6 protein-coding genes are annotated in these 7,920 nt (G+C 65.9%); 2 read left to right on the top strand and 4 right to left on the bottom strand.

Annotated elements, in window-relative coordinates:
• The 3 genes from EB084_15140 to EB084_15130 form a co-directional block, all read right to left on the bottom strand.
• The coding region (locus EB084_15140; GenBank protein NDD29591.1) for a Na/Pi cotransporter family protein at positions 1-2,817 on the bottom strand (2,817 nt) is incomplete at its 3' end.
• Positions 2,766-3,383, bottom strand: a complete 618-nt coding sequence (locus tag EB084_15135; GenBank protein NDD29590.1) for a DUF47 family protein — start codon at positions 3,381-3,383, stop codon at positions 2,766-2,768. The genes EB084_15140 and EB084_15135, both read right to left, overlap by 52 nt.
• A 70-nt stretch (positions 3,384-3,453) precedes the next feature.
• A complete protein-coding gene (locus EB084_15130; protein NDD29589.1) occupies positions 3,454-4,461 on the bottom strand; it encodes an anion permease in 1,008 nt (335 codons plus the stop codon).
• A gap of 188 nt (positions 4,462-4,649) precedes the next feature.
• Here EB084_15130 and EB084_15125 point away from each other — a divergent pair, with 188 nt between their 5' ends.
• Positions 4,650-5,627 carry a prohibitin family protein gene (locus EB084_15125; protein NDD29588.1) on the top strand — a complete coding sequence of 326 codons (978 nt, stop codon included), beginning with the start codon at positions 4,650-4,652 and terminating at the stop codon, positions 5,625-5,627.
• A gap of 1 nt (position 5,628) precedes the next feature.
• A complete protein-coding gene (locus EB084_15120) occupies positions 5,629-6,621 on the top strand; it encodes a prohibitin family protein (GenBank protein NDD29587.1) in 993 nt (330 codons plus the stop codon).
• Positions 6,622-6,726: 105 nt separating this feature from the next.
• On the opposite strand, the gene EB084_15115 is transcribed toward EB084_15120, so the two are convergent.
• On the bottom strand, positions 6,727-7,920 hold a 1,194-nt coding region (locus tag EB084_15115), incomplete at its 5' end, for a hypothetical protein (GenBank protein ID NDD29586.1).

The following is a 7,920-nucleotide window of genomic DNA, read 5'->3' as shown; positions in this document are numbered from 1 at the left end:
GTCGTGCAGCAAGAGATACAGGCTCTCCTCGATGAGCGCTTTCGTCTGGCGATCGACGAGCTTGAGCTGGCGGTCGGCCTCGTCGAGGGCGCGCTGGGGCGAGCGCGAGAGCATGCGACGAACGATGCGGCTGGTCTCCACCTCCTTCTCGCCGCTCGCGGGCGTGTCTTCGAGGCTCAGCAGGCGTAGAACGAGGCCTCCCAGCACGAAGAACACCGTGGCCAGCACGACGTTGAAGCCCGTGTGCGCGATAGCCAGCTGCGTGCTGACCTGGCGGTCGCCGAGCATCTGTGAGACGGTGCTCACCCCGTCGACCACGTACGGGAAGACGAGAAGCGCCGCGAGAACGCCCACGGCCTTCACGGCGATGTGCGCCACGGCCAGGCGGCGCACGACCGGACCGAACTCGAGCGAAGCGAGCCACGGGGTGAGCGTGGTGCCCACGTTTGCCCCCAGCACGACGCAGATGCCACCATCGAGGGAGATGCCGCTGCCCGCCTGGTTCGCCAGGAACATGGTCAGCACCACGATGGTGCTGCTCGACTGCACCGCCATGGTGAGAAGGCAGCCCGTCAGGGTGGCGAGGCACTGCGATGAAAATGATCCGCCGCTGAACGCCGCGAGCCAGCCCTGAAACGTGGGGACCTGGGCCAGGGGGGCCAGGCCGGTGGCCAGCAGATCGAGTCCGAAGAGGGTGAAGCCCACCGCCAGGATGATCTCGAGCGATTCGCGCCACAGGGTGCGGCGGACGAACACCAGGGCCCCGCCGAGGCCTTCCGGCGTGTAGGCGAAGAGCCACATCTTGGCCGTGGTGCCCACGACCGCGCCGAGCATGGCGTAGTAGCCTTGCTCGAAGGTGATGAGCGACGACGCGATGAGCCCCATGGCGGCGATGATGGTGATGCTGCTCGCCTGGAGGAACAAGGTCGAGAGGAGTCCGGTTGTGGTTGAGCGCGCGGGGGTTGCGAAGAGGTTCTCGATGAAGGGGCGCAGGCGGCGCGCAATGGACCGGTTGAGCGCCTGGGTGAGGAAGCGCATCGAGAAGAGGAACAGTCCCAGCCCCCCGAGCGCCTGCAGGATGTTCACCGAGGAGGTCATGCCGCGTCCTCGCTGTACCCGAGCTCGCCTCTCGGCACGACCTGCTCGATGCGCACGATGCGCTTCTTGTTGAGCACGAGCCGAACCCGCTCGATCTCCACGGTGCTGCGCATCACCCTGCCCTTGGCGTTTGTGGTGATGCGCAGCACCGTGGAGATCGAGCGGGTTCGAGAAGCTGAGCGGTTTGTTCGGATCGCTCAGCTTGCCGAGGAACTCGCTCACGTCGAAGCGCAGCACCTCGTGCACGCGCTTCACCACGCCCATGCGACCCGCGTCGGGGCTCAGGTTGATGCGCTTGCTGAAGTGGATGGCGCTCTCCTGCCGGTCCGGCTCGAGCTCGGCGTTGTGACCGATCTCGCGCACGTACGACACGTCGGACGGCACCGCGCCCCTTCCCAGGTAGCGGAGGAACTCGGTGGAGAGACCGATGGCCTCCGACTGGCGCGAGCCGTCGGGGGCGACGTAGTGGTACTTCAGCTCGGCTTCGACGTCCGGGATCTTGTGCTTGAGGCGCTCGTTGAAGTACTCCTTGCTGAGCTCCTTGATGCGGTCCTTGAAGACGTAGGCGATGATGCCGAGGAACAGCACGAAGGCGAGTCGTGGGCTGAACGTTGCCTTGTCGTTCACCATTTTAACCATCTGGAACTGGGCCAGGGTGGCGAAGGTGGCTGCCAGGAACGCGCCCCCCATGCCGATGACGTTGCGGTACACCTTGTCTCGGCTTATGGCGCTCGACGAAACGAAGAGCACGCTCGAGACGTACTTCTTGAGCAGGCCCAGGCGGTAGTAGTGGTTCTCGCGCTCGGCGGTCTCCCGCGCCTTCTCCTGCTCGCGGCTCACGCGTGAGAACTCGATGTGCTCTCTGCGATAGGCGATCTCACGGTGGAGCACGGCGGAGAGATCGGTCTCCGGCGCGCTGCGCAGGGGCTGCAGGCGCTTCAGCACGCGCACCAGGGCCGACTCACGCCCGTACGACACATATTCGTCGACCAGCAGGAAGGCCCGTTTCACCTCTTCGTCGAGCATCAGCATCTCGCCGCGCACGCGTTGAACGTAGCGCGTACGGTAGGTGCCGACGATGGTGTCGAGCTGCGCGAGGCTCTCGAGAACGCTGTCGAGGGCCTTCTCTCGAGCCGCGACGTCGCTTCTTGCCAGCGCCTGCTCGAGGCGCGCGGCGGTTCGCTTGTAGTGCGAGAAGATCGAACATGCGAAGAGGCGCACATCTTGCACGACGAGCGAGCCGAGGTGCTGGCGCTTCAGGTGCGTGAGATGGGCCGCGAGGTACTCGTCGGCGCTGGGGAGGGTCCACGCGCGCGCGTCGTCGAGCCGAGGGATGACGGTGTCTGGGGCGTGGATGCGCAGATAGTGGGTGAGGCTGGCGAAGAAGCGATCTTTTGGATAGATGTCGGCGGGCGCCCCCATGCTGCGCGGCACGAAGAAGTAGACGTCGAGCTCGTACGCATATCGCTCGTCCGGCGTGCGGACGGGATCGAGCGGGAAGTCGAACTTCGACTCGAACTGTCGGCGGTCGTGGATCGCGTTGGCGCTCTCCACGCCCACCTCGGTGAAGGCACTGCCTTCATCGAGATCGTCGATCAGCTCTTCCTGCGTGGGGGTGCCCTCCTTCTCCGTGCGCGAAAGATGTCTTGGCGTGCGCCACGCCGGATCTAGCCGTGCTTGATGATGATCGACTCGACGAGGTCGCAGAGATCGTCGCACTCGTCGACGGCGTCTTCGAGGCTCTCGTAGATGTCTTTCCACTTGATCACGTAGAGCGGGTCGGCGCCTGGGATGAACAGGCCACCGAGCGCCTCGCGATAGACCTGATCTGACTTCTTCTCGATATTGGCCATCTCCTTGCGCGGCGCCGAGCAGTCCTTGAACGAGGGGAGCACGCGAATCATCTCGGCGGCGCACTGCGAGGCTTGGGTCAGCAGGTCGATGAGCACCGAGCAGGCCTCGGGCAGGGTGTCGGGGGCGTAGACCTGCAGGCGAAGCGTCAAGGCGTGAACCCGTCCGAAGGCGCTGGCGATGTGGGCTGCGACGGCGTGGATGTCTTCACGGTCGATGGGGGTCACGAACGTGGTGTTGATCTGGCGCACGATCTCGTGACGCAGGTCATCGGTGCTGGCGTCGAGTGACTCGAGACGATCGAAGGCGGGCGAGGTGGGCGACCAGCTCTTGCACAGTCCCTGCAACGTGTCGGTGGCGTCGACCGTGTTCTGCATGAGCGTCTTCAGGAGGTCGAAGAACTTCTCTTCCTTGGGCAACAGGCTGAATTTCATGGCGTGGCTCTTTGTCGTTGAAGTCGGGTCTCCTGCGGACGGGGGACCCGTGCGAAAGGCTTTGTCGTGCTCATTGGAGCTCGGGGATGAAGGGCTTGAGCAGAAGCACCATCAGAGCGGAGACGCTGGCGGCGGCGGGCAGGGTCACGAACCAGGCGCTCAGGATGCGTCCGGCCACCGTCCAGCGAACCGCGCTGAGGCGACGCGTGGCGCCCACGCCCATGATGGAGGCGGAGATGACGTGGGTCGTGGAGACGGGCATGCCCAGCCAGGCGGTGGAGAAGAGGATGCCAGACGCGGTCGCCTGCGCCGCGAAGCCGTTGACCGGTGTGAGCTTGGCGAGGTTGCTCCCCATGGTCTTGATGATTCGCCACCCGCCCGCAGCCGTTCCCAGCGCCATCATGAGGGCGCAGGCGAACTTGACCCACATGGGAATGGCGAAGTCGTGTTGCACGTGTCCGGCGACGAGGGCGAGGGTGATGATGCCCATCACCTTCTGGGCGTCGTTTGTGCCGTGGGCCAGGGAGAGGGCCGACGCCGAGAAGAGCTGACCGTATCTGAACCCCACGGTCATTTCGTGCGGACGAGCCCGCCGAAAGATCCACATGATGGCGGCCATGACGAGGAACCCGCCGAAGAGGCCGAGGCAGGGGCTCACGAGTCCCGGCAGCAGCACCTTCTTCCACACGCCATCGTACCACATGACCGCGTTGAATCCGCGAAAGACCAGGGCGGACCCCACAAGCCCCCCCACGAGGGCGTGGGAAGACGAGGACGGCAGCCCCCACCACCAGGTGAGCAGGTTCCACGTGATGGCGCCCACCAGGGCCGTGAGGATGATGGCCTGGTTGTCAACCAGGTGGGCTTCGACGATGCCCTTGCTCACGGTCTTGGCAACACCTTCGAACATGAAGGCCCCGATGAAGTTCAGGATGGCCGCCATGATCACCGCGTTTCTCGGGGAAAGGGCGCGGGTGGTCACCACGGTGGCGATGGAGTTCGCCGAGTCGTGGAATCCGTTTACGTAGTCAAAGGCCAGTCCCAGAAGGACGACGGTGATGAGTGTGAATGTGATCATGTGTGAGGCGGGGCGCGTTCCGTTGTCTTCGCGTCCGGGCGAAGTGTAACAGCAATGCCGCCCGGGGGCAAGGGCCGGATGTGTAGATTTTGTTGCCAACTGGCGCGGCCCGCATTCGCCCTCAGAGGGGAGAGGCCTGCCGGGGCGGGAATCAATCTTCAGGAGAGGCATTTCAGCCCCAACCATTGATGGGAGACGCGCAGATGCTCGGCGCATTGCTTGACCTGTTGTGGATCTTCTTGATCGTGGCCCTGTCGGTGAGCTGGGCCGGGGGGGCGTCCAACGGCGGCTTCAGCAATCGAAACCGCCTGCCCGACATCCAGGTCCGCCGTCCGGCCCTGCTCGCGCTGGGAATCGCCTTGGTTCCCGTCATCTTCGTGTTTGCCACCCAGAGCGTGGTCACGGTGCCACCGGGCCACGTTGCGGCGGTGTACGACCCGTTGCGCGGAGGCATTCAGGCGGGGGTGCTGCCCGAGGGGCTCCATTTCGTCATGCCGTACTGGCGAACCAAGGTCTTCTCGCAGCAGACCCAGAGCTACACCATGAGTGGCACCAGCCAGGGGGCTTCCGAGGAGAGCGGTCAGAGTGACGACGCCATCCGCTGCCAGACCAATGAGGGCATGAACGTGGCCATCGACTGCACGGTGCTCTTCCACGTCGATCCAGCCATGGCCAACCGCGTCTGGGATCGTCTGGGCGAGAACATCGTGGGCCTCATCGTGCGCCCCTACACCCAGAACGTGCTGCGCATGGTGGCGGCCCGCTACTCGGTGGTCGACGTCTACACCACCAAGCGAAAGGTCATCGAGAGCGAGGTCACCGAGGCCATGAAGCCGCTCTTCAGCGAGAAGGGCGTGGTGCTCGAGCAGCTGCTCATCCGCAACGTCTCGTACGGCAACCCCGCGTTCGCCGACGCCATCAACGCCAAGCAGGTGGCCCAGCAGCAGGTGCAGACCGAGGAGCAGAAGCTCGAGAAGGCGCGCATCGAGAAGCAGACTGTCATCGCCGAGGCCAGGGGCGAGGCGTCCGCCATCGAGCAGCGCGGGGCCACGCTGCGTGAGAATCCGGAAGTGGTGCAGTACGAGTTCATCCAGAAAGTGGCGCCTCGCCTGAACACGCTGTATCTGCCGGCCGGGCTGCTGCCCGTGCTGAAGGGAGGGCACTGACATGCGCGACGCCGTGCTGTTCGCTGTCACGCTTCTCACCACCGCCCTGTTCCTGACCGGTGCGCGGGTGGGCACGACTCTTCTGGCGCGTGGGTGCCTGGGAATCGCCATGGGCCTTCTCAGCGCGGGGCTGGTGGCCGCCTGCTGGGTCGAGGTTCCCCCCGGCGCCGTGGGGGCGGTGTACGACCCGCTCGCGGGCGGCATCCAGAGCGTCGATCTCTCGGCCGGCTGGCATCTGGTGAGGCCGTGGGCGCACGTGCAGCCGTGGAGCGTGCGCACCCAGGAGTACACCATGAGCAGCAAGCACGATGACGGCGCGGTGGCCGGCGATGACGCCATGGTGTGTCAGACCACCGAGGGTCTGCAGGTGCGCATCGACGTCACGGTGCTGTTCCACATCGAGCCGGGCGACGCTCACCAGCTCTGGAAGACCGTGGGGTCGAACTACATCAACACCATCGTGCGCCCCGCCACGCGTGAGGCGGTGCGCACCGTCGTCAGCCAGTACCCCATCATGTCGATCTACAGCAACGCCAGCGCTGTCGAGACGAAGGACGGGGATGGGGTCGTCTCGTTCCCCGGCAAGCGCCGCGAGGTCGAGCAGGGCATTCAGACGGCCCTGGCGCCGAGCTTCGAGTCGAAGGGAATCCGGCTCGAGCGGGTGCTGCTGCGCAACGTCGATTACGTCTCGAAGGAGTACGAGGCGGCCATCGTGAGCAAGCAGGTGGCCCAGCAACAGGTGCTGGCCCAGCAGTTCCTGCTGCAGATCGAGAAGATCAAGGCCCAGCAGAAGGTCGTGCAGTCAGAGGGGCAGGCCGAGGCCATTCGCTTGCGCGGCATCGCCCTGCGCGCCAATCGCGGCGTGCTCGACTATGAGTTTGTGCGTCGGTTGCCCAACGACCTCGATGTGACGGTTCTTCCCGGCGGCAACAGCGTGATCATGAACCTGCCGCAGGGAGCGGCTCCCCCTCCGCAGCACCCAGGCCACCAGTAGCGCGGCCGCGCGCCGGGCACCCGGCGCGCGACCGTTCCGTGCGTCGCCGCCGAGCCCTCGGCCTGTGCGTCCGAGCCAGGCCGAGGCGCGCGGTCGACAGGGGCATCACGGCAGCAGATGGGCGGCGTTCCACTGCATCACGGCGTTGAGCTTGGGCTGGTCAGCGGCGGTCTCGTCGGCGTACTCGGTGAGTCCCCACGACCCGTAGCCGCTCCACTCGCCGCACGAGCTGTAGAGGCACATCAGCCCGCCACCACTGGCGCTCCAGGCGTCGAGGTAGCGCGTGTAGAGCGTGCCCATGCGGGCCGAGCGATTGGCCGCCGTGAGCAGCGAGGTCAAGGTGGCGTTGCTCTCGGCCCCCCCGACGCCCACGAGGTGCTGCCCGCCCTCGTAGCCCACCAGCTCGAGGCCATAGGCGTCGGCCACCCCCTTCTGATCGCGCATCCAGGTGGTCGCCTCGGTGAAGACCTGGGTCTCGACGTGGGTCATCAGCTGATCGAGGGTCCAGGTCGCGACCACGTTGGCGTCAGGCGTGCCGCCTGGCGATGGGGTGAAGGTGAGGTAGGGGGCGACGGCGAGCACGTCGGCGCGCTGTCCCGCGTTGAACGACGGCAGCACGATGTTCTCGGCGGTCCAGGCGTTGGCGGCCTGCCACGCCAGCACGGCCACCACGCGCTGCCGCGTTCCCATCACCTGCTCGAAGAGGGTGAAGATCTCAACCGAGCGCTTGCTGTAGTACATGGCTGCCCCTTCCCAGGGGCGATCGGCGGGGCCCAGACCGAGCTCGCGGGCGCGCTGCTCGGCGTAGGCTGCCTGCGGAAACCCGCCGTTCCACACCTCGTTGCTGTACTCGACCCACACCTTCAGCGAGGGATCGAGGCCGTCGCGGAAGGCCGCGGCGAGGTTGCGCACGTAGTCGTCGTCGGCCTGGTGCGGAACACAGATCCAGGGGTTGACGCCCTGGCGGTTGCACAGCGCGATGATGGTCTCGACGGGCACGCCCCTGTCGGTGAATCGGGCGTCGGTCGGGCGGGGACGGTCGGTCCACGCGCGCTGGGTCGACCCGTTGGTGGCCATCCAGTCCATGAAGCGGTAGGTGCGCATCCCGCTCCAGCGCTGCAGAAAGGCGGGGTCGAAGGGCTGTGACGCGTACGTGGCCTCCGTGCCGGGCTTGAGGAAGCGGATGTAGCGCACGGGATTGGCCGGGTCTGTGGCGCGTATCTGCAAGGAAGGGCCGCTGTCGGGCATGAGCTCGACGACGATTCGACCCGGCACACGCGAGACGATGCGGCTGACGTT

It is taken from the genome of Pseudomonadota bacterium (genome assembly GCA_010028905.1).
Lineage (GTDB): Bacteria > Vulcanimicrobiota > Xenobia > RGZZ01 > RGZZ01 > RGZZ01.
The sequence above is the reverse complement of the archived record's forward strand: the minus strand, read 5'-3'. Positions and strand labels throughout refer to the sequence as shown.